This window comes from Bordetella sp. BOR01, from assembly GCF_019218885.1.
In the GTDB taxonomy this organism is placed as follows: domain Bacteria; phylum Pseudomonadota; class Gammaproteobacteria; order Burkholderiales; family Burkholderiaceae_B; genus Bordetella_A.
Window position 1 is genome coordinate 1,237,665 of sequence record NZ_JAHUWT010000002.1, and the last position, 19,323, is coordinate 1,256,987.

Consider the following 19,323-nt stretch of genomic DNA (forward strand, 5'->3'; position numbering starts at 1 on the left):
CGCCGGCTATGGCGCCGCGCCCCATTCCTGCACGAAGGTGGCGCGAAACGCGCGCAGCCAGGCCAGGCGCGATTCGGCCAGGGCACGCGCGGCAGCGGTATGCATGGCGGCGGGCAGGGTGGCCAGCTTGACTTCGATATGGTCCAGCGCATAGGCGCGGTCATCCAGGGGCCGCGCGCGCGCCAGCGGGTCTTCGGGGTGGGCGAAGGCCGACCCCATGCGGCCGGCCGTGTAGAACAGGCGCGCCAGCCCCACCGCGCCCAGCGCATCGAGCCGGTCGGCGTCCTGCACGACCCTGGCCTCGACCGTGGTGGGCGCGATACCGGCCGAGAAGCTGTGGGCTTCGATGGCGTGCGCCACCGCGTCGAGCTTGCCGGCGGGAAACCCTGCCTGCGCCAGGTGCGTGCGCGCCTGGGCGGCGGCCATGCGCGAGGCCTGCGACCGCTCGGGGTGGTTCTTGGGAAGATTGACGATGTCGTGCAGATAGCAAGCGGCCTGGACTACCAGCGGGTCGGCTTCCGGGTGGCTGGCCAGCAGGGTGTGCGCCAACTGCCAGACGCGGTGCAGATGGTTCAGGTCGTGCGCGCCGTCGTTCTGGCTGTCCGCCGTGGCAATGGCGATCAGGCGGGGCGCCCAGGCGGCAAGAAGGTCGGGCATGAATGGTTCCTGTAGGGGGACAGAACCCGCGTCGGCGCGGGCAATCCGCAAGCATACGCTGCCTGCCGGGCCCGTCCGGCAAGGATGCGGGATGACCCGCCTTGACCCCCAATCTACTAGTAGGTAACAATCCAGGCATGACTACCGCCACCACCCGCGAACAGCTCCTGGACCATGCCCAGGCACTCATCATGCAGCGAGGCTACAACGGCTTCAGCTATCGTGATCTGGCCGACCGGGTAGGGGTGAAAACGGCCAGCATCCACTATTACTTTCCCTGCAAAGACGACCTGCTCATCCAGGTGATCGAGGCCTATGGCGCCCAGGCAGCCGCCAGGGTGCAGGCCATCGACGCCACGCTGCCCGCCAAGGAACGGCTGGATCGCTATGCCGCGATGGTCCAGGGCACCCCGGCCGACCGGGTTTGCCTGTGCGGCATGCTGGCTGCCGATTTCGCTTCGCTGTCGGATCGCGCACGACTATCGCTGCAAGCTTTTTTCCGCTTGAACGAGGCCTGGCTGGCCAAGGTCATTGCCGATGGCCTGAGCGATGGCACGCTGAAATGGCCGGGCGACCCCGAAGCCGCCGGACGCTGCCTGTTCGCGGCATTCCAGGGTGCCCTGATGGGTTCGCGCCTGTTCCAGAACCAGGCACGGCTGCACGACGTCGTGGCCTCGGTGCAATGCCAGCCGGACCAGGGCCAGCCCGGTCCGGCTTGATGCCGATGCGCCGGCAAGTGCGGCCGCTATCGGTTTCCTTCACGCGGGTTCGCGCAAGCCAACCGTTGCCGGCAACAGGTCTTCCACGCGGTCGCTGTTCTGGAACAGCCGCGCGCTGACTAGGCTGCCCTGCAGCGCTGCGAACATCGCGCGCGCCGCCGTGCGCAGGTCGCCCGGCACGCGCAGGCTGCCTTCGCGCGCGCCCTGGTCCAGCACCTGGGCCAGCCAGTCTTCGTTGGCGCGATAGAAATCCTGCAATGCCTGCCGCACGCTGGCGGGCAACGACGCCAGGTCGGCCGCCAGCGCGGCCGCCAGGCAGATGCGTTCGGTGCCGCAGAAGGCGCGCCGGTGCACGTCTACATAATCGCGCAGCTTGGCGTCGGCGCTCAGGCCGGCGTCGATGCCTTGCATGGCTGCCTGCCAGCGCGACCGATAATGCTGCACGACGGCCAGCAGCAGATCTTCTTTCTGCGGAAAGTAATAGTGGATGCTGGATGTCTTGATGCCTATCAGCGCGGCCAGGTCGCGGTAGCTGAAGCCGTTGTAGCCACGCTCCTGGATCAGGCGCTGGGCATGTTGCATGATCTGTGTGCGGGTGGTTTCGGTGTTCATGGTCGGGACGCTACCGGGTGGTCAAAAGGGGCTGAAGGGCTCCTGTTGGATAAAGAAGAAACAAGGCGGGCCGCCGTGCCGAAGGGCAGGGCGGCGCCGCAGGGCGAAACATGCGCCGTCCTTAGCCGCGCGACGCATCGGCCAGGCTGTAGCTGGCCTGGTAGTCCAGCTCGCCGAACGCATCGGCACCGTTGTCGTGCGCGGCCTGCGTTTCGGCACGCACGGCGGCACGGCTGGGAACGGGGCCGGCAGCATGCGCGGCGGGCTGTTCCTGTTCGCCGAAGGTGACCTGGCCGGCAGCCTTGGCCGCTTGCAGTTCGGCCTGGATCTGGGCGCGGGTGACGTTGCTGGCGGTGTTTTGCACCGGCGGGTAGTCCAGTTCGCCCGAGGGTTCGCCGGCGTAGGCGGCACCCATCATGGTCATCGACAACATCACAGCGGATACGAGGGTCTTCATGGCAATGCTCCGGAAAATAGTGGCGGTATGTAAGACTATCTATTTATAGATAGGTGAACGGTCGAAATAAAAAGCGATTTCAGGCGCCGGTGTTGGGGTAGCCTTCGCCACCGAACGCGTACGTTCCATGGGCGCGGGCATCGGCAGCTTCGGCGCGGACTTGTTCGCGGGTCAGCGAGCTGGCGGCAACCTGGGCGGCGGGTTCTTCGATATTGCCGAAAGTCACTTGGCCGGCGGCCTTGGCGGCTTGCAGTTCGGCAACGACCTGGGCGCGGGTCAGCGAGCTGGTTTGGCTGATGGCGGGCGGATAGTCCAGTTCGCCCGAGGGTTCTTGGGCGTAGGCGGCGGTACCGGCCAGGGAAGCGGAAATCAGCAGCAGGGAAGCAAGGGTTTTCATGATGGGTTCCTGATCGTTAGAAGGTAAGGGAAGCGATTAAAACTATCTATGTGTAGGTAGATAACTGGGGTCATAAAAACGCGCTTTTCGGCGCGGTGGTTGGGAATGACTGCTTGCTTCCCATCCATGAGACGTATCTTATCTACTACTAGATAGGTGAGTCAAGTCCTTTTAGTATAAATTTGTATCTGCACCGCGCATGCCGCGGCCGGCAACACTGGGGGCGGCCAGGCTCAATACGAACGTGTACCATTCCCTGGTATTTCCGCTTTTCCTGCCTTATATCCATACGTGTCCACTGAGTCATCGTCAGTTCATCGACGACCCCCTACAAAAGGCGCTCGCACCCGGCAGCGGCTGCTTGAGATCGCCAGCGCGGAATTCGCGCGGCATGGCTACGAACGTACGCGCGTATCCGATGTCGTGGCCAAGGCGGCCGTGACGCAACCTGTGTTCTACCAGTACTTCAGCAGCAAGAAGGCCATCTACGACGAACTGGTTGAACTCTTCGCCAAGCGCCTGCGCGCGGCTGTCGAACAGGCCACGATACCCGACGACACGCCCGTGGACCAGGTGGATGAACGGGTACGCACCAGCGTGCAGGGCCTGCTGGCCACGCTGCAAGACAATCCCAGCCTGACCAAGATCGGTTTCCAGCAATCGGCCAATGCCGACGCGCTGAAGAATGAACTGGTGGATTTGATCGCCGCCAAGATCAAGGGCGAACAGCAGGCGGGCCTGCTGCGCCGCGATGTATCGCCGTTCTGGCTTTCGCAGGCCTTCATGGGAATACTCGAGCGCTACGCGTTGCTGGAACAGAGCGCCGCCGACACCCGCGACCTGGCGGTATTCATCGCCGACCTGCTGATGGACGGCATACGCGTGCCGGGCAGCCGGCCGGCTGTCGGCGGCACGGCGCGGCGCGCGGGGCCTTAGGCGGCGGCCTGCGCCTGGATGCCCATGTAGATCTGGGCGTAGCCTTCCCGGATCGCCGACGTGATCTGGTCCAGGCGTCGGTCGATATGTTTTTCCAGCAGCGCCGTGCACGCGGCTTCGTCGCGTGCCAGCAGCGATTCCAGGATGTGGCGGTGTTCGAGCTGGGTGCTGCGGCGGTCGCCCAGCCGCATGTCGATCCAGCGCACGAAACGGATGCGCGCGTTGACGTTATGCAGCACGCGCAGCATTTCGGTGTTGCCCGACATGGCCAGCAGGCCTTCGTGAAAGGCTTCGTCCAGGCCGACCAGTTCGGCCACGCTGCGCTCGCCGGGTTCGGGGCCGGTGGTATCCAGGAAGTCGAGCAGTTTGTGGATGTCTGCGTCGCACGCGCGCCCGATGGACAGGCGCGCGCCCGCCACTTCCACGACCTTGCGCAGTTCGTACAGGTGAAAGATCTCGTGCACGTCCAGGTCGCGGCAGAAGAAGCCCTTGCCGGGCTGGAAGCGCAGCAGGCCTTCGATGCCCAGCCGGTTCAGGGCTTCGCGCAGTGGGGTGCGGCTGACTTCCAGGCGCTTGGCCAGCGCGACTTCATTGAGCTTCTCGCCCGGCTTGAACTCGTAGCCGATGGCCATGGACCGAAGCTGGCTGTAGACACGATCGACGGTGCTGTCGGGTGCGGCGCTCACGGGATCTCCGAAAAGGTAGGCCGCCCGGGGTTCGGCGGCAGGCGGTTGCGCCATGCCGCTTCGTGGGTCGGCTGGCGCCTAGCCGAAGGCGCGGGGTCGCAGGCCGGCGTGGAACCACGTGATCATCGAGTAGATGTCGTAGACGGGTAGCCCGGTCGCGGCCTGCAGGGCAGCGGCATAAGGGGGCATATTAGTACATTCGAGCACGATCGCGCCCACGTCGGGATGGCGCCGCACCAGGTCTTTGCCGGCGTCCAGGATGTCCTGCTCGGCCAGGCCGATGTCCATGTCTTCTTGTTCCGCCTTGATCAGGACACGGAAGAATTCCTTGCCGTGCTCGGTGCCCGCCACCGGGATATCGGCGGGCACATTGACGGCCGCCAGGTGCGCGGGCGACAGTGTTGCGCCGCTGACGGTCACCAGCCCCACCCGCTTGCCCGGAGGCAGCGTGGCCTGCACCCAGGGCACCTGCATCATCGACGACGTGGCCACCGGTACGCCCAGCGCCTGCGAGAATTCTTGCTGGAAAATGGCCAGGAAACCGCAGTTGGTGGTGATGGCTTCCGCGCCCAGGTCGACCAGTTCGCGGCCGGCTTCGATGAAGGCATCCAGCGTGCCGCGCGCGCCTTGCAGCACCACCTTTTCAGGGCTGGCGCCGCGCACCACGCGGTACAGCACCGGGAAAGGCCAGGTCTGGCCGTTGCCCATGTCGCCGGGAATGCGCGGGAAGCGCGCGTCCAGCATCAGGATGCCCAGCGGCGCGCCGTAAAGCGACTTGCCGCCGCGCGCGATGCGGCCAGAAGAAGAAAGCGTGGACATGACGGGTTCCTTCGGGTGGGGTGGGCCGGTTCAGCGGAACCGGCGCGGGTCGAACGGCGCCAGCGGGATGGCCGGCGGCAGGTCCTGGATCAGTTGTACTACCAGTTCGCCGGTGCGGGCCGAGCCTACCAGGCCCACGTGTCCATGCCCGAAGGCATGCACGATGTCTGCACTGGCCGTGGCCGGGCCGATGCAGGGCAGGCCGTCGGGCATGCTGGGGCGCGAGCCCTGCCAGTAGTCGACGCGTTCGTCGGGCAATTGGGCAGGCAGCGCCGGATAGATCGATACCAGCAGGTCGCGCAGGATATGGGCGCGCCGCCAGTCCGGCGCGGCGTCGATGCCGGCGATCTCGACCTGGCCCGCCACGCGCAGGCCGTCTTCCATGGCGTTCACCACCACTTTGCAGTCGGCGAACATGGTGGTCGTGCGGGCACTGGCCTCGGGCTGTTTGATGACCGCGTGGTAGCCGCGCTCGGCGGCCAGCGGCACGCTGTCGCCGGCCTGGCGGGCCAGCTCGCGCGAGCGTATGCCCGTGGCGATCACGGCCTTGTCGCAGGCGATGTCGCCATCGCCGGTGTGCACGGCGCGCAAGCGCCCGCCCTGGATGTCGAAGCCGGTGGCATGGGTGCGGCGCAGTTCGGCCCCCAGCGATTGCGCCAGCCGCACCAGCGCCGCCACGTAGGCGCCCGGGTTGCGGCAATGGCCCGTCTCGGGCACCAGCACGCCGAAGGTGTAGCGCGGATGCAGGTCGGGTTCGAGCGCGCGCAGCGCCCGCGCATCGAGCTCTTGCCACTCGATGCCTTCCTGGCGGCGGATGTCCCAGGCACGGCTGTCGGCACGGAACTGCTGTTCCGACACATAGGCATGCAGCAGGCCGCGCTGCCCGATCAGGTGCGGCACGCCGGCCTGGCTGGCCAGCGCCTGGTGCAGCGCCGGGGCGTCGGCCAGCAGCGTGCGCAGCGCCTGGGCGGTGCGCTGCACGCGCGGCCAGGTCCAGGCCGAAGCCAGGTAGCGCGCCAGCCAGGGCAGGGCGCGCGGCAGGTAGCCCCAGCGGATCGCCAGCGGGCCCAGCGGATCTTTCAACCAGCGGGGAACTTGCTTCCATACCCCCGGCGCGGCGGGCGGCAAAATGGAATGCGACGACAGCCAGCCCGCATTGCCGTAGCTGGCGGCCTGCTGGCCGCCGGGCTCGCCGGGATCGACCAGGGTGACGCGCCACCCGGCGTTCAAGGCCTGCACGGCCGTCGCCGCGCCGACCACGCCGGCCCCGATGACGACGACGTGCCGCGGCGCGCTCGCGGGCGTACCTTCGCGCCCGGCACGCCGGTATTCGCCCTTGGGACTGCCCGGCGAGTTCATGCTGCCGACGGCGCGAAGTCGCGCGCGTGCGATTGGGCGCGCGGGTCCAGCCTGCAATGCAGGATGGCCGGCTTGCCCGATGCCACCGCGCGCTCGAAGGCGGGGGCGAAGTCTTCGGTGCGTTCGACGCGTTCGCCATGCCCGCCGAACGCCACCGCCATGGCGGCGAAATCGGGGTTGCGCAGTTGGGTGCCCACGATGCGGCCAGGGTAGTCGCGTTCCTGGTGCATGCGGATGGTGCCGTACTGGCTGTTGTCCAGCACGATGACAATAATGGCGGCCTGGTATTGCACGGCCGTGGCGAATTCCTGGCCGTTCATCAAGAAGCAGCCGTCGCCGGCGAACGCCAGCACCGGGCGTTGCGGGAATTGCAGCTTGGCCAGCACCGCGGCCGGCACGCCGTAGCCCATGGACCCGCTGGTGGGCGCCAACTGCGTGCCATAGGTATGGAAGCGATGGTGGCGATGCAGCCAGCCGGCGTAGTTGCCGGCGCCGTTGCACACCATGGCGTCGCGCGGCAGGCGCTCGCGCAGCCAGGCCAGCACCTGGCCGTATTGGAAATCGCCCGGCAGGGTGCGCGGCGTTTCGGTCCAGTCCAGGTAGTCGGCGTGCGCCTGGTCGGCGCTGCCTTGCCAGGCGGGTGCTTGCGGCACGGCCAGTTGCGCCAGCGCGGCGCTGAAGGCGCGCGGCCCGGCATGGATAGCCAGCGTGGGTTGGTAGACGCGGCCCAGTTCCTCGGCGCCCGGGTGCACGTGCACCAGTTTCTGGCGCGGCACCGGGATGTCGAGCAAGGTGTACGACGACGAGGGCATTTCGGACAGCCGGCCGCCCACCAGCAGCAGCAGGTCGGCCTCGGCCACGCGCGCTTTCAGGCGGGCATCGGGGCCGATGCCCAGGTCGCCCGCGTAGCAGGGATGGTCGGCCGGGAACAATGAGGCGCGCCGGAACGACGTGGCGACCGGCAGGCCGGCACGTTGCGCGAAATCGGCGAACTGCTGGCAAGCGGCGTCGTCCCAGCCCGAGCCGCCCAGCACGGCGATGGGGTTGCGGGCTTGTGCCAGCAGGCCTTGCAGCGCCTGAAGGTCGGCCGGCGCGGGCCAGGCCTGGGCGGGCTCGACGCGCGGCGCATCGGCCACCGCGCAGGTGTCGACCAGCATGTCTTCGGGCAGCGCGATCACGACCGGCCCCGGCCGGCCCTGCATGGCGACCCGGTAGGCGCGCGCCACCAGTTCGGGAATGCGGTCGGCGCGGTCGATTTCCACCACCCATTTGGCGATGGAGCCGAACATGGCGCGGTAATCGACTTCCTGGAAAGCCTCGCGTTCGCGCATCGACCGGTCTACCTGGCCGATGAACAGCAGCATGGGGGTCGAGTCCTGCATGGCGATATGCACGCCGTGGCTGGCGTTGGTGGCGCCGGGGCCACGGGTGACAAAGCACACGCCCGGCCGGCCGGTCAGCTTGCCATAGGCCTCGGCCATCATGGCCGCGCCACCCTCGTTGCGGCAGATGACGACATCGACGCCGCTGTCATACAGCGCATCCAGGGCCGCCAGGTAGCTTTCGCCGGGCACGCAGGTGACCCGCTCGACGCCCTGGCAGCGCAATTGGTCGATCAAGATTTGCCCGCCGGTGCGGACTGGAAAGCCATTGCTCATGGGACTGTGTCTCGTCTTGAAAGAGGGGGCCGCGCAGGGTGGCGTCCCGACCGGCGCAAGCATAACACTTGACTGTATACAAAACAATATTCATGATATGTGCACAGTTCGATATGCAAAAAATACCGGCCTGGGCGCGCCGACCAGCGCGGTTGCCAACGATTATTCAAGGGATAGAGCGATGAAGCGCAGAGAAATGTTGAGTCATACCGCCCTGTTGGGCGCCGCGGCGGCAGCCTCCGTGGGCATGCCCGCGCGGGCATCGGCGCAGGCCGCACCGTCGGGCGAGTCCACGCTGGATCGCGTGCGCAAGACTGGCGTGCTGCGCATGGGCGTGATCGTGGGGCAGGCGCCGTACTTCACCAAGAACCTGGCCGAGGGCACCTGGTCTGGTGCCTGCCTGAGCATGGCCGCCGACATCGCGCAGAAACTGAACGCCAAGGTGCAGACGGTGGAAACCACCTGGGGCAACCAGATCCTGGACCTGCAGTCGAACAAGATCGACCTGGCTTTCGCGGTCAATCCCACGCCGGAGCGGGCCCTGATGGTGGACTTCGCCACGCCCATCCTGGTGCACTCGTTTACCGCCGTCACCCGCAAGGGCTTTCCCAAGCCGGCCACCTGGCAAGACCTGAACAAGCCCGAGGTGCGTATCTCGGTCGACATGGGCTCTTCGCATGAATTGATCGCGCGGCGCTACGCTCCGCGCGCCAATATCCTGGCTTTCAAGACCCGCGACGAGGCGGTGCTGGCGGTGGCCACCGGCCGCGCCGACTGCAACGTGGTGCTGGCGATCCTGGCGCTGCCCATGCTGAAGAAAAATCCGGCCCTGGCCGAGATCGCCATTCCGCACCCCATCCTGACGCTGCCCACCAATATCGCGGTGCGCCAGGAATCCGACAAGCGCTGGCGCGATTTCCTTAGCGTGTGGGCCGACTACAACCGCTCGATGGCGCAGACCCGCGACTGGTTCCTGCAGGGCCTGGCCGAGCTCGACGTCCAGGAAGACGACATCCCGTCCGAAGTGCAGTTCTAAGCGGGAAGGGCGCCATGAATTACGCATGGGACTTCGGCGCGCTGGCGCCGTATGCCGGCCTGCTGTGGCAAGGGTTGTGGATCACCATTGTCTTCACGGTGACCACCGCGCTGGCCGGCCTGGCCATCGGGCTGGTGGCCGGCGTGCTGCGCACCAATGCGCCACGCTGGGTCAACGTGCCGGTGGTGGCCTATATCGAGGTCTTCCGCTGCACGCCGCTGCTGGTGCAACTGGTGTGGATGTACTACGCACTGCCGGTGCTGATCCAGGTCGAGATGTCGCCCGGCATGGCGTGCTTCCTGACGCTGTCGCTGTATGGGGGCGCGTTTTACGCCGAGATATTCCGCGGCGGCATCGAAGCCGTGGAGCGCGGCCAATGGGAAGCCGGCAAGGCGCTGGGCATGCGGCGCGGCCGCATCTTCCGGCGCCTGATTCTGCCCCAGGCGATACGGGTGATGATCCCGTCGTTCATCAACCAGACGGTGTTGCAGTTGAAGAACACTTCGCTGGTATCCACCGTGGCGGTGGGCGACCTGCTGTACCAGGGGTCGGTCATTACCGCCGCCATTTACCGGCCGCTGGAAACATATACCGTGGTGGCCGTCGTGTATTTCGTCGTGCTGTTCCCGCTGACGCTGGCCGCCCAGCGCGTGGAAGCACGCATGGGAGCGCATCGATGAGTACTTCCGTCTTGCAAGCCGCCGCCATCCACAAGTCGTTCGGCGACAACCATGTGCTCAAGGGCGTGTCGCTGGACGTGGCCAAGGGTGAGGTCGTGACACTGATAGGCGCAAGCGGGTCGGGCAAGTCGACCTTCCTGCGCTGCATGAACCTGCTCGAGATGCCGCAGTCGGGCCGCTTGTCGGTGGGCGTGCATGCCTTCGACTTCGACGCCAGCCAGAAGCAGCCCGGCGACGCCAGCCTGGCGGCCCTGCGCCGCGACATCGGCATGGTGTTCCAGCACTTCAACTTGTTCCCGCACATGACCGTGCTGCAGAACGTGATCGAGGCGCCCATGCAGGTCAAGGGCCTGTCGCGCGCCGAGGCTTCCGAGCTGGCGCGCGAGCTGCTGGCCAAAGTCGGCCTGGCCGACAAGATCGATGCCTATCCCAGCCGCCTGTCGGGCGGGCAGAAGCAGCGGGTGGCCATTGCCCGCGCGCTGGCCATGCGGCCCGATGTGATGCTGTTCGACGAGGTGACCTCGGCGCTGGACCCGGAACTGGTGTCCGAGGTGCTGGGCGTCATCAAGGCGCTGGCCGCCGAGGGCATGACCATGGTATTGGTTACGCACGAGATGGCGTTCGCGGCCGACGTTTCCGACCGGGTGGGGTTCATGCTGGACGGCGTCATGGCCGAGATCGGCCCGCCCGGCGAAATATTCGGCCATCCGCGCAACGAGCGCCTGAAATCCTTCCTGCAGCGGTTCCATCATGGACTGGCCTTGCCAGCAGCCGTGGCAGCCTGACTTTTGCAGCAACCAAGCATGACTACCGAACCATCCATACGGACCACCACGCCCGGCCATGTCTACGACCGCATCAAGGCCATGGCCACCACCTTCCGCCTGCGGCCGGGCGAGCGGGTGAACGAGCTGGAACTGGCGCGCCACCTGGGCGTGAGCCGCACGCCGGTGCGCGAGGCGCTGAACCGCATCGCCGCCGAGGGTTTCCTGGTGGCCACGCCCAATCGCGGCTACACGGTGCGGCCGCTGGATGCCCAGCAACTGATGGCCCTGTACGAGTATCGGGCCACGGTCGAACTGGGCGTGGTGCGGCTGGTCTGTGCGCGGGCGTCCGACCGGGCGCTGGCCGAGCTGGCTTGTTTCGTCGAGGGCAGCCGCGACGAGGTCGATACCGACGCGCAGGCGCTGCGCCTGTTGTCGCGCGATGAGGCTTTCCACGAACACCTGGCCGGCCTGGCGGGCAACCCGGAATTCCTGCGCTCGGTGCGTTCGCTGAACGAGCGCATCCGCTTTCCGCGCTGGATCGACTTGAAGGCCCGCCGCAGCCAGACCCGCAACGACCATCCCGATATCGTGCGCGCCCTGCAGGCACGCGACGTGGCCGCCGTACAGGCGCTGATGAGCCAGCATATCGACAAGCACCTGGACCACATCGTCGACCTGGCGCGCGCCGGCTTTGCCGAGATCTACATGGGCAACGCGCTGGCCGATTACGCCGAATCGCGCTTCATCGAGGCCAGCAACGAGTCTGTATCCACCACACCTTGACCCTGACCCTTTCCATCGAACCCTCCACTCAGGATTCCTTCCCCATGAAAGCCATTTTTGTCGATGCCAATCCCACCCTGTCGGCCGTGGCCGAGCGCCTGCACCGCGCCGACGACCTGCCGCTGACCATCAACCGCCAGCCCGACATCACGTCGGACCAACTGCCGGGCGTGCTGGGCGATGCCGAGATCGCCATCATCGACCATACCCACCTGCCCACCGATATCGCCCGCCAGTGCGCCGGGCTGAAGCATGTAGTGTTCCTGGGCACCGGCCCGCGCTCGTACATGAATCCCGAGGAACTGGCCGAGGCCGGCATCCAGGTGCACATCATCAAGGGCTATGGCGACACGGCCGTGGCCGAATGCGCGTTCGCCCTGATGTGGGCTTCGGCCAAGGGCTTCGGCCGCATGGACCGCGGCATGCGCGCGGGCAACTGGCTGCGCTCGGACGCCGTGCAGCTTACGGGCAAGACGCTGGGCCTGGTGGGCTTTGGCGGCATCGCGGCCGAGGTGGCGCGGCTGGCTGGCGGCGCGGGCATGGAGGTCATCGCCTGGAACCGCAGCCCCAAGACGCATCCGGGCGTGCGCTTCGTCGAACTCGATGAACTGCTGGCCGCCAGCCACGTCGTGTCGATGCACCTGCTGCTGACCGATGAAACCCGCGACATCATCTCGCGCGAACGCATCGCGCGCATGCGCGACGGCGCCATCCTGGTCAACACCGCGCGCGGCGCGCTGGTCGACGAGGCCGCCATGATCGAGGCCCTGGAATCGGGCAAGCTGGGCCATGCCGGCCTGGACGTGTACGTGACCGAGCCCATGCCCAAAGACCATCCCCTGACCAGGCTGGACAACGTGACGCTGTCGGCGCATTCGGCCTTCCGCACGCCCGAGGCCAGCGACAACCTGATCCAGGCCGCGTTGAACCACTGCCGCCGCATTTCGGGCAAGGGAGCACAGCAATGAGCGCCATCACCCGGCTGGACCAGAATGCCCGCCGCGCGCGCGCGGTGATCCACAACGGCACCGTCTACCTGGCGGGCCACACGGCCGACGACCGCAGCGCCGACGCGGCCGGCCAGACGCGCCAGGTGCTGGCCAAGGTCGACGAGATGCTGGCGGCCGCCGGCACCGATAAGTCCAAGGCGCTGAACGTCACCATCTGGCTGCAGCGCATGGCCGACTTCCAGGCCATGAACGAGGTCTACGATGCCTGGATCGTGCCGGGCCAGGCCCCGGCGCGTTGCTGCGGCGCCGTCGAGCTGGCGGCGCCCGATATCCTGGTCGAGATCATGGTCACGGCGGCGCTGTAGGCGCCAGCCGCTACTTCATACGGATTCAAGGTTCAGCATGTCTACCGATATTTCCCAGGCGCCCGTCTTCCGGCGCGCCAACCGCATCGCCCGCATTGCGGTGTCCGAAATCCTGCGCATCGGCGCGCGCGCCGCGCAGCTCAAGCGCGAAGGGCGCGACGTCATCGTGCTGGGCGCGGGCGAACCCGACTTCGACACGCCCGACAATGTCAAGGAAGCCGCCATCCGCGCGATGCGCGCCGGCGACACCAAGTACACCCTGCTGGATGGCACCCTGGCCCTGAAGGCGGCCATTGCGCGCAAGTTCGAGCGCGACAATGGCCTGTCGTACGGCCTGGACGAAATCACGGTGGGGGCCGGCGCCAAGCAAGTGATCCACAACGCGCTGATGGCCACGCTGGACGACGGCGACGAAGTCGTGGTCGGCGTCCCTTACTGGACCTCTTATGCCGACATGATCGCCATTGCCGGCGGCAAGACGGTGGAAGTGCCCTGCCGCGAAGACGATGGCTTTCGCATGCAGCCGGCCGACCTGGAACAGGCCATCACCCCGCGCACGCGCTGGGTGATGCTGAACTCGCCGTCCAACCCCACCGGGGCGGCCTACGCCGAGGCCGACCTGCGCGCCCTGGCCGACGTGCTGCTGCGCCATCCGCACGTGTGGCTGCTTTGCGACGACATCTACGAGCACCTGATCTACGGCGATTTCGCCTTCCGCACCATGGCGCAGGTCGAGCCGCGCCTGAAGGCCCGCACACTGACGATCAACGGCCTGTCCAAGGCCTACGCCATGACCGGCTGGCGCGTGGGCTACGCGGGCGGCCCCAGGGAACTGATCGGCGCCATCGCGGTGGTGCAGAGCCAGAGCACGTCGAACCCGTGCTCCATCAGCCAGGCCGCCGCCATCGAGGCGCTGGACGGCCCGCAAGACGTGCTGCAAGAACGGCGCCGCTCGTTCCAGGTGCGCCGCGACCTGGTGGTCGATGGCCTGAACGCCATCGATGGCCTGAGCTGCCGGCAGCCCGAGGGCGCGTTCTATACCTATGCCAGTTGCGCCGGCGTGCTGGGCCGGCGCACACCGGCCGGCCAGCGCCTCGAGACCGACGCCGATTTCTGCCAGTACCTGCTGCAGGACCACGACGTCGCCGTGGTGCCGGGCACGGTGTTCGGGCTTGCGCCATACTTTCGCATCAGCTATGCCACCTCGCAGGCGCAATTGCAGACGGCCCTGGATCGCATCGGCCGCGCGGTGGCGCAATTGAGCTGACACAGGAAAATCGCCGCCCGCCCTGGCGGGCGGTTCATCGCAGCACAACTTCACAAGGGGAATAAACCATGTTGCGTATCCTGAGCATTGCCACGCTGGCGGCCGCCATGCCGGCCGCCGCCCAAGACAAATGGCCGTCGCGGCCCATCACCATTGTCGGGGGCTTCCCGAATGGGTCGGGTGTCGACCTGTACGCGCGCAAGCTGGGCCAGGGCATGACCGAGACCCTGGGCGTGCCCATCGTGGTGGAAGCCCGCACCGGGGCGGGCGGCAATGTGGCGTCGGACGTCGTGTCGCGCGCCGAGCCCGATGGCTATACCTTCCTGTTCGGCACGGCGGGCACCCATGCCATCAATGCCGCGCTGTACAAGAGCCTGAGCTTCGACGTGTGGAAAGACTTCAGCCATATCGCGTTGCTGGGCGACGTGCCCAACGTGCTGCTGGTCAATCCGAAGAAGCATCCCGACATCAAGACCTGCAAAGACCTGCTGGCGCTGGCGCGCAAGAACCCCGGCAAGATGAATTACTCATCCACCGGTAATGGCACCTCGGGCCACCTGGCCGGCGCGCAGTTCACGAACCAGGGCAAGGTCGACATCCTGCATGTGCCGTACCGCGGCCAGGGGCCGGCCATGACCGCGCTGCTGTCGGGCGAAGTCGATTTCTTCTTCAACCAGAGCGCGCCCAGCATCGCGGCGGTGCAGTCCGGCCAGGTGCGGGCCCTGGGAGTGACGACGTCCAAGCCGCTCGAGGCCTTGCCCGGCGTGCCCACGGTGGCCGAAGGCTGCGGGCTGCCCGGCTATGAAAGCAGCACCTGGTATGGATTGTTCGGCCCCGCCAACCTGCCGGCCGACATCCAGAAGCGCTTCAGCGATGCGGTCATCAAGGAAATGTCCAAACCCGAGTTCCAGCGCTGGCTGATCGATTCGCAGGGCATCACGCCGCCCGTCGACCCCAGCCCCGCCGCGTTCGAGCGGGTGCACAAGGCGGATATCGCCCGCTGGGCCGAGGTGGTGAAACAGTCGGGCGCCCGGGTCGACTGAGCGCGTCGCGGGCAGGCGTCTGCCCAGGTGAAAGGCGCGCACCCAGGTGTCAGGCTCCACAGGTGCCTGACACCATACCGTTGAGACAGTCTCGGCACACCATGGTGTCAGGCACCTGCGGAGCCTGACACCTGAACGTCTGGACGGCGCTCTTCAGCCCAGCATCACCACCGCCACGGTCAGCACGCCCAGCCCCAGGTTGACCGCCACCCAGGTCTTGATCGACCCCATGGCGGCCGCGGCGGCGGGCAATTCGCCCGCCTGCACGGCCTTGGCCAGGCGCGGGTACAGCGCAAAGCGGATATGCCCGAAAATGGCCGCCATGACCACCCCCAGGGTGGCCATGACCGTCCAGGCCAGCGGCATGTGGAAACTGCCGCCCGATTCGGCGGCCTGGCGGGCCGAACGGCCTATCATCCACACCCCGCTGGCCAGGGCAACCGCCACTGACCACAGCACGGCGTTCAGGAAACGGCCCAGCACATCGCGCATCAATTGCAGCCGCTGGGGCGGATCCAGCGCCGCCGCGGCCGGACGCAGGAAACAGTAAGCGAAGATCATGCCACCCACCCACAAGATGATGGCCAGGATGTGCGCGAACTTCAGGATGTTGTAGAGCATGGGCGGGTCCGGTGATGGCGGCGCCAGAAGGGGGCCGTCCTGCCCGCATCATATCGCCGCCTCGGCGGGCGGGCGCAAATCGACATAAACTTCATGAATTACCGGTGGCGGGAGGCCGCCGTTGATTCACTTTTTTTCATAGGTTGCAGCCATGCCCAGTTTCGACGTGGTTTCCGAAGTGGACAAGCACGAACTCAGCAACGCGGTCGACCAGGCCAACCGCGAGCTATCCACCCGTTTCGACTTCAAGGGATCCGACGCCAAGTTCGAACTCGAAGACTTCGTGGTGACCCAGGTCGCGCCCAGCGCCTTCCAGTTGAAACAAATGCTCGACATCCTGCGCGGCCGGCTGTCGGCGCGCGGCATCGACGTGCGCTGCCTCGAGGTCGCCGATCCGCTGGAAAACCTGGGCGGCGCGCGCCAGAAGGTCACCGTGCGCCAGGGTATCGAGCAGCCCGTGGCCAAGAAGCTGATCGCCGCCATCAAGGCCGCCAAGCTGAAAGTCGAAAGCCAGATCAACGGCGACAAGCTGCGTGTCAGCGGCAAGAAGCGCGACGACCTGCAAGAGGCCATCGCCCTGTTGCGCAAGACCGACGTCGACCTGCCGTTGCAGTTCCAGAACTTCCGCGACTGATCCGGCTGCCCGCCTTGGGCTGTTCCAGGGCGCCAACGCGCCATCGTGTGGGGCAGGGGAATAAACCGGCCGCGGCAGACGTCTGTAGCAGTGCTGTACCCCTTTTCCAGGAGCCCACCATGACTGTCCGTATTGCCACCGTCCGCCACGCCGCCATCCTGGCGGCCTGCGCCCTGTTCGCCAGCGCCGCCTACGCCCAGGCCCCCGTCAAGACACAGGACGGCGTGCTGGCCGACCAGGCCGGCATGACCCTGTACACCTTCGATAACGACAGCGGCGGCAAGAGCGCCTGCAATGGCCCCTGCGCCAAGGCCTGGCCGCCCCTGGCCGCCTCCGGCGACGCCAAGCCGCAAGGCGACTACACCATCATCACCCGCGACGACGGCACCAAGCAGTGGGCCTACAAGGGCAAGCCGCTGTACCTGTTCGTGAAAGACACCAAACCCGGCGACAAGCAGGGCGACAACGTCAAGAGCGTCTGGCACGTGATCCAGCCCTGACGCGGCGTCCGGCGGCCGCATGCGCGCCGAAGACGAAGCGCTGATCGTTGCCTGCATCCCCAGCCTGCGGCGCTATGCCCGCGGGCTGACGGGCGACCGCGAGCGCGCCGACGACCTGGTGCAGGACACGCTCGAACGGGCCTGGAGCCGCTACTCGCGCTGGCAGCGGCGCGGCGAGCTGCGGGCCTGGATGTTCGGCATCATGCACAACCAGTTCATCGACAGCGTGCGCGCGCAGCGCCGCCAGGCCGATACCCAGGCCGGTGCCGAACTGCCCGAGATCGCGGTGCGCCCCACCCAGGCCGATGCCCTGGAAGTGCGCGACCTGGACCGCTGCCTGCTGCAATTGCCGCCCGACCAGCGCGCGGTACTGCTGCTGGTGGGCGTCGAGGAATTCAGCTATCGCGAGGCGGCCCTGGCCCTGGGCGTGCCGGTAGGCACCGTGATGTCGCGCCTGTCGCGCGCCCGCGAACGCCTGGGCGCCCTGTTGCAGGCGCGGCCCGTGCCCGCGTCCACCTTGCACCGGGTCAAATGAGATGAACGACAAGACCCTGCACGCCGCACCCGGCCCCGGCGCCCCGGTTACCGAGGCCGACCTGCACGCCTACGTCGACCGCCAGCTGCCTGACGAGCGGGCCGCCGAAATTGCCGCTTTCCTGGAGCAGCACTCCGAGGCGCGCCAGCGCGTGCTGGCCTGGCGCGAACAGAACCGGCGCCTGCGCGAATGGCTGGCACCGGTGGCCGATGAACCCTTGCCGCTGTGTCTGCCGCTGGCTCCGCCCGCTGTGCCGCGCCGCTGGCCCGCGCTGGCGGCCGCGCTGGTCCTGGCGCTATGCAGTGCGGTCGCGGCCTGGTTCGTGCGCGGCGCGCTCGACGGCCGGCAACTGGCGGCATCGGTGCACGCGGCCCGCGTGGCGGCCGGCGATGCGGCGTTCGCCCACCGTGCGGCCATTGCCCATGCCGTGTACGCCGCCGATGCGCGGCGCCCGGTCGAGATCGGCGCCGACCAGGAGCAGGCCCTGGTCACCTGGCTGACCAAGCGCCTGGGCGCCCCGGTGCGGGCCCCCGCGCTGGCATCGGCCGGCTATACGCTGGTGGGCGGGCGCCTGCTGCCCGGTGGGCAAGGGCCGGTGGCCCAGTTCATGTATGCCTCGCCCGAGGGCCGGCGCCTGACTTTGTACGTGACCCGCGAGGCCGCGGGCGACAAGACGGCCTTCCAGTTTGCCCAGGAAGGCCCGGTGCGGGTGTTCTACTGGGTGGACGGCCGGTTCGGCTACGCCTTGTCAGGCGAAGTCGACCGCGGCGAACTGATGCGGATCTCGACCGAAGTCTACCGCCAGCTCGACGCCGCGCCGGCGGGCTGAACGGGGCAGCCAGATGTAGCCAGGTGCCTGACACCCATGGCGCTACCTTAAGGGCTGTTCCGTGATTTCCCGGCTGTTGCCAGGTGTCTGGCTCCCGTCAGGGTGCCTGACACCATACGACTGAGAAAGTGGTGGCGCACCATGGTGTCAGGCACCTGCGATGCCTGACACCTGAGCGGGCCCGCGGCTCAGGGCCGCCAGGCCAGCAGGGCGTCGACCAGGGTGCGCAGCACGCGCACCAGGGGTTCGGCGCGCTGCGGATCCCAGTTGTACGGCTCGGCCTCGGTCATGTAGGCCTCGAGCGCCATTTCCAGTTGCACCGCATGGTAGCCGCGCTGCGGCTGGCCATAATGCCGGGTGATCCAGCCACCCTTGAAGCGCCCGTTGACGATGTGGCTGAAGGCCGGGGCGGTGGCCAGCGCGGCCGCGGCCGCGGCCTGCAGCGACGGCGCACAACTGGCGCCATCGGCCGTGCCCAGGTTCAGGTCGGGCAGGCGGCCCTCGAAGAAGCGCGCGCATTGCGAGATGATCGAGTGGCCATCCAGCAGCACGACGTAGCCGTGCTGCGCGTGCACGCGCTGCAGTTCGGCCGCCAGTTGGGCATGGTAGGGGTCGAAATACTGGCGCCGGCGGGCCGCCACGTCCAGCAGCGGGTGATCGGCCGTGCCTTCATTCCAGACCGGTCCGCCGTCGAAGCGCCCGATGGGGCACAGCTCGGTGTTGGACGCGCCGGGATACAGCGCCGCGCCGTCAGGGTCGCGGTTCAGGTCGATGACGTAGCGCGAGTGCGTGGCCGCCATCAGGGTAACGCCGCGCTCGCGCGCGAAGTCGTACAAGCGGTCGACGTGCCAGTCGGTATCCGGCACGCCCAGCGCCGGGGCGGTCATCAGGGGGCGCAGCTCGGTGGGCACCCAGGTGCCCACGTGGGGGATATTGATTACCAGCGGCGCATCGCCGCGGGTAAGGGTGTAGAGCGTATTCATGCGGTCAGGGTGTCGTGAAAGGGAAATGGG

The 19,323-nt window shown here is 67.3% G+C and carries 24 protein-coding genes; 14 read left to right on the top strand and 10 right to left on the bottom strand.

The features are described 5' to 3' along the window. Nucleotides 1-6: 6 nt before the first annotated feature. The gene (locus KW845_RS13600; RefSeq protein ID WP_218369743.1) at nt 7-657 is read right to left on the bottom strand and encodes an HD domain-containing protein; all 651 of its coding nucleotides are present in this window, start codon (nt 655-657) and stop codon (nt 7-9) included. Nucleotides 658-794: 137 nt separating this feature from the next. Between KW845_RS13600 and KW845_RS13605 the strand changes: the two genes are divergently transcribed. Next, entirely contained in the window at nt 795-1,376 is a 582-nt protein-coding gene (locus KW845_RS13605; protein ID WP_218369744.1) for a TetR/AcrR family transcriptional regulator, read from the top strand. 39 nt (nt 1,377-1,415) lie between these two features. On the opposite strand, the gene KW845_RS13610 is transcribed toward KW845_RS13605, so the two are convergent. From KW845_RS13610 to KW845_RS13620, 3 genes are all read right to left on the bottom strand, one after another. Continuing rightward, nucleotides 1,416-1,988 (bottom strand): TetR/AcrR family transcriptional regulator, encoded by a 573-nt coding sequence (locus tag KW845_RS13610; protein ID WP_218369745.1) that lies wholly within the window; start codon nt 1,986-1,988, stop codon nt 1,416-1,418. Between the two features lie 121 nt (nt 1,989-2,109). Next, nucleotides 2,110-2,445 (bottom strand): DUF4148 domain-containing protein, encoded by a 336-nt coding sequence (locus KW845_RS13615; protein ID WP_218369746.1) that lies wholly within the window; start codon nt 2,443-2,445, stop codon nt 2,110-2,112. A gap of 79 nt (nt 2,446-2,524) precedes the next feature. After that, entirely contained in the window at nt 2,525-2,842 is a 318-nt protein-coding gene (locus tag KW845_RS13620; protein WP_218369747.1) for a DUF4148 domain-containing protein, read from the bottom strand. 291 nt (nt 2,843-3,133) lie between these two features. On the opposite strand from KW845_RS13620, the gene KW845_RS13625 reads away from it, so the two are divergent. Then, on the top strand, nt 3,134-3,778 hold the full coding sequence (locus tag KW845_RS13625) for a TetR/AcrR family transcriptional regulator (protein ID WP_218369748.1): 645 nt from the start codon (nt 3,134-3,136) through the stop codon (nt 3,776-3,778). Here the strand turns inward: KW845_RS13625 and KW845_RS13630 are convergent. The 4 genes from KW845_RS13630 to KW845_RS13645 all read right to left on the bottom strand — a co-directional run bounded on the left by KW845_RS13630 (nt 3,775) and on the right by KW845_RS13645 (nt 8,300). Next, nucleotides 3,775-4,464, bottom strand: a complete 690-nt coding sequence (locus KW845_RS13630; protein ID WP_370628214.1) for a GntR family transcriptional regulator — start codon at nt 4,462-4,464, stop codon at nt 3,775-3,777. The genes KW845_RS13625 and KW845_RS13630 overlap by 4 nt on opposite strands. A gap of 78 nt (nt 4,465-4,542) precedes the next feature. After that, nucleotides 4,543-5,283, bottom strand: coding sequence for an aspartate/glutamate racemase family protein (locus KW845_RS13635; protein WP_218369750.1), 741 nt, complete (start codon nt 5,281-5,283; stop codon nt 4,543-4,545). A gap of 30 nt (nt 5,284-5,313) precedes the next feature. Further along, nucleotides 5,314-6,642: an FAD-binding oxidoreductase gene (locus KW845_RS13640; protein ID WP_218369751.1), complete on the bottom strand. Its 1,329-nt coding sequence runs from the start codon at nt 6,640-6,642 to the stop codon at nt 5,314-5,316. Beyond that, nucleotides 6,639-8,300 (bottom strand): thiamine pyrophosphate-binding protein, encoded by a 1,662-nt coding sequence (locus KW845_RS13645; RefSeq protein ID WP_218369752.1) that lies wholly within the window; start codon nt 8,298-8,300, stop codon nt 6,639-6,641. Before KW845_RS13645 ends, KW845_RS13640 begins: the two co-directional genes overlap by 4 nt. Before the next feature lie 181 nt (nt 8,301-8,481). Here KW845_RS13645 and KW845_RS13650 point away from each other — a divergent pair, with 181 nt between their 5' ends. The 8 genes from KW845_RS13650 to KW845_RS13685 all read left to right on the top strand — a co-directional run bounded on the left by KW845_RS13650 (nt 8,482) and on the right by KW845_RS13685 (nt 15,191). Beyond that, nucleotides 8,482-9,336, top strand: coding sequence for a transporter substrate-binding domain-containing protein (locus KW845_RS13650; RefSeq protein WP_218369753.1), 855 nt, complete (start codon nt 8,482-8,484; stop codon nt 9,334-9,336). Nucleotides 9,337-9,350: 14 nt separating this feature from the next. Next, a complete protein-coding gene (locus KW845_RS13655; protein WP_218369754.1) occupies nt 9,351-10,016 on the top strand; it encodes an amino acid ABC transporter permease in 666 nt (221 codons plus the stop codon). Further along, nucleotides 10,013-10,801, top strand: a complete 789-nt coding sequence (locus KW845_RS13660) for an amino acid ABC transporter ATP-binding protein (RefSeq protein WP_218369755.1) — start codon at nt 10,013-10,015, stop codon at nt 10,799-10,801. The genes KW845_RS13655 and KW845_RS13660 overlap by 4 nt, the downstream gene beginning before the upstream one ends. A gap of 18 nt (nt 10,802-10,819) precedes the next feature. Continuing rightward, entirely contained in the window at nt 10,820-11,566 is a 747-nt protein-coding gene (locus tag KW845_RS13665) for a GntR family transcriptional regulator (protein WP_218369756.1), read from the top strand. 44 nt (nt 11,567-11,610) lie between these two features. Further along, entirely contained in the window at nt 11,611-12,534 is a 924-nt protein-coding gene (locus tag KW845_RS13670) for an NAD(P)-dependent oxidoreductase (RefSeq protein WP_218369757.1), read from the top strand. Then, nucleotides 12,531-12,881 (top strand): RidA family protein, encoded by a 351-nt coding sequence (locus tag KW845_RS13675; protein WP_218369758.1) that lies wholly within the window; start codon nt 12,531-12,533, stop codon nt 12,879-12,881. Before KW845_RS13670 ends, KW845_RS13675 begins: the two co-directional genes overlap by 4 nt. A 37-nt stretch (nt 12,882-12,918) precedes the next feature. Then, nucleotides 12,919-14,148, top strand: a complete 1,230-nt coding sequence (locus KW845_RS13680) for a pyridoxal phosphate-dependent aminotransferase (protein WP_218369759.1) — start codon at nt 12,919-12,921, stop codon at nt 14,146-14,148. A gap of 68 nt (nt 14,149-14,216) precedes the next feature. Further along, nucleotides 14,217-15,191 carry a tripartite tricarboxylate transporter substrate binding protein gene (locus KW845_RS13685; protein WP_218369760.1) on the top strand — a complete coding sequence of 325 codons (975 nt, stop codon included), beginning with the start codon at nt 14,217-14,219 and terminating at the stop codon, nt 15,189-15,191. A gap of 153 nt (nt 15,192-15,344) precedes the next feature. Here the strand turns inward: KW845_RS13685 and KW845_RS13690 are convergent, their stop codons facing one another. Beyond that, a complete protein-coding gene (locus KW845_RS13690) occupies nt 15,345-15,812 on the bottom strand; it encodes a CopD family protein (RefSeq protein WP_218369761.1) in 468 nt (155 codons plus the stop codon). Between the two features lie 151 nt (nt 15,813-15,963). Here KW845_RS13690 and KW845_RS13695 point away from each other — a divergent pair, with 151 nt between their 5' ends. From KW845_RS13695 to KW845_RS13710, 4 genes are all read left to right on the top strand, one after another. Further along, the gene (locus KW845_RS13695; RefSeq protein ID WP_218369762.1) at nt 15,964-16,446 is read left to right on the top strand and encodes a YajQ family cyclic di-GMP-binding protein; all 483 of its coding nucleotides are present in this window, start codon (nt 15,964-15,966) and stop codon (nt 16,444-16,446) included. A gap of 119 nt (nt 16,447-16,565) precedes the next feature. Beyond that, nucleotides 16,566-16,946 carry a hypothetical protein gene (locus KW845_RS13700; RefSeq protein ID WP_218369763.1) on the top strand — a complete coding sequence of 127 codons (381 nt, stop codon included), beginning with the start codon at nt 16,566-16,568 and terminating at the stop codon, nt 16,944-16,946. Nucleotides 16,947-16,965: 19 nt separating this feature from the next. Next, the gene (locus tag KW845_RS13705) at nt 16,966-17,481 is read left to right on the top strand and encodes a sigma-70 family RNA polymerase sigma factor (RefSeq protein WP_218369764.1); all 516 of its coding nucleotides are present in this window, start codon (nt 16,966-16,968) and stop codon (nt 17,479-17,481) included. A 1-nt stretch (nt 17,482) separates the two neighbouring features. Beyond that, on the top strand, nt 17,483-18,310 hold the full coding sequence (locus KW845_RS13710) for an anti-sigma factor (protein WP_218369765.1): 828 nt from the start codon (nt 17,483-17,485) through the stop codon (nt 18,308-18,310). A gap of 188 nt (nt 18,311-18,498) precedes the next feature. Here KW845_RS13710 and hutG read toward each other — a convergent pair whose 3' ends face one another. Continuing rightward, on the bottom strand, nt 18,499-19,293 hold the full coding sequence (gene hutG, locus KW845_RS13715) for an N-formylglutamate deformylase (protein ID WP_218369766.1): 795 nt from the start codon (nt 19,291-19,293) through the stop codon (nt 18,499-18,501). Nucleotides 19,294-19,323: the final 30 nt, after the last annotated feature.

Excerpts from the sequence above, each read along its gene's own strand:
- KW845_RS13665 (WP_218369756.1), top strand. The coding sequence starts at position 10,820 with ATGACTACCGAACCATCCATACGGACCACCACGCCCGGCCATGTCTAC.
- KW845_RS13650 (WP_218369753.1), top strand. The coding sequence starts at position 8,482 with ATGAAGCGCAGAGAAATGTTGAGTCATACCGCCCTGTTGGGCGCCGCG.
- KW845_RS13610 (WP_218369745.1), bottom strand. The coding sequence starts at position 1,988 with ATGAACACCGAAACCACCCGCACACAGATCATGCAACATGCCCAGCGC.
- KW845_RS13605 (WP_218369744.1), top strand. The coding sequence starts at position 795 with ATGACTACCGCCACCACCCGCGAACAGCTCCTGGACCATGCCCAGGCA.
- KW845_RS13640 (WP_218369751.1), bottom strand. The coding sequence starts at position 6,642 with ATGAACTCGCCGGGCAGTCCCAAGGGCGAATACCGGCGTGCCGGGCGC.
- KW845_RS13670 (WP_218369757.1), top strand. The coding sequence starts at position 11,611 with ATGAAAGCCATTTTTGTCGATGCCAATCCCACCCTGTCGGCCGTGGCC.
- KW845_RS13600 (WP_218369743.1), bottom strand. The coding sequence starts at position 657 with ATGCCCGACCTTCTTGCCGCCTGGGCGCCCCGCCTGATCGCCATTGCC.
- KW845_RS13700 (WP_218369763.1), top strand. The coding sequence starts at position 16,566 with ATGACTGTCCGTATTGCCACCGTCCGCCACGCCGCCATCCTGGCGGCC.
- KW845_RS13705 (WP_218369764.1), top strand. The coding sequence starts at position 16,966 with ATGCGCGCCGAAGACGAAGCGCTGATCGTTGCCTGCATCCCCAGCCTG.
- KW845_RS13620 (WP_218369747.1), bottom strand. The coding sequence starts at position 2,842 with ATGAAAACCCTTGCTTCCCTGCTGCTGATTTCCGCTTCCCTGGCCGGT.
- KW845_RS13660 (WP_218369755.1), top strand. The coding sequence starts at position 10,013 with ATGAGTACTTCCGTCTTGCAAGCCGCCGCCATCCACAAGTCGTTCGGC.
- KW845_RS13695 (WP_218369762.1), top strand. The coding sequence starts at position 15,964 with ATGCCCAGTTTCGACGTGGTTTCCGAAGTGGACAAGCACGAACTCAGC.
- KW845_RS13690 (WP_218369761.1), bottom strand. The coding sequence starts at position 15,812 with ATGCTCTACAACATCCTGAAGTTCGCGCACATCCTGGCCATCATCTTG.
- KW845_RS13710 (WP_218369765.1), top strand. The coding sequence starts at position 17,483 with ATGAACGACAAGACCCTGCACGCCGCACCCGGCCCCGGCGCCCCGGTT.
- KW845_RS13680 (WP_218369759.1), top strand. The coding sequence starts at position 12,919 with ATGTCTACCGATATTTCCCAGGCGCCCGTCTTCCGGCGCGCCAACCGC.
- KW845_RS13645 (WP_218369752.1), bottom strand. The coding sequence starts at position 8,300 with ATGAGCAATGGCTTTCCAGTCCGCACCGGCGGGCAAATCTTGATCGAC.
- hutG (WP_218369766.1), bottom strand. The coding sequence starts at position 19,293 with ATGAATACGCTCTACACCCTTACCCGCGGCGATGCGCCGCTGGTAATC.
- KW845_RS13655 (WP_218369754.1), top strand. The coding sequence starts at position 9,351 with ATGAATTACGCATGGGACTTCGGCGCGCTGGCGCCGTATGCCGGCCTG.
- KW845_RS13615 (WP_218369746.1), bottom strand. The coding sequence starts at position 2,445 with ATGAAGACCCTCGTATCCGCTGTGATGTTGTCGATGACCATGATGGGT.
- KW845_RS13635 (WP_218369750.1), bottom strand. The coding sequence starts at position 5,283 with ATGTCCACGCTTTCTTCTTCTGGCCGCATCGCGCGCGGCGGCAAGTCG.
- KW845_RS13675 (WP_218369758.1), top strand. The coding sequence starts at position 12,531 with ATGAGCGCCATCACCCGGCTGGACCAGAATGCCCGCCGCGCGCGCGCG.
- KW845_RS13685 (WP_218369760.1), top strand. The coding sequence starts at position 14,217 with ATGTTGCGTATCCTGAGCATTGCCACGCTGGCGGCCGCCATGCCGGCC.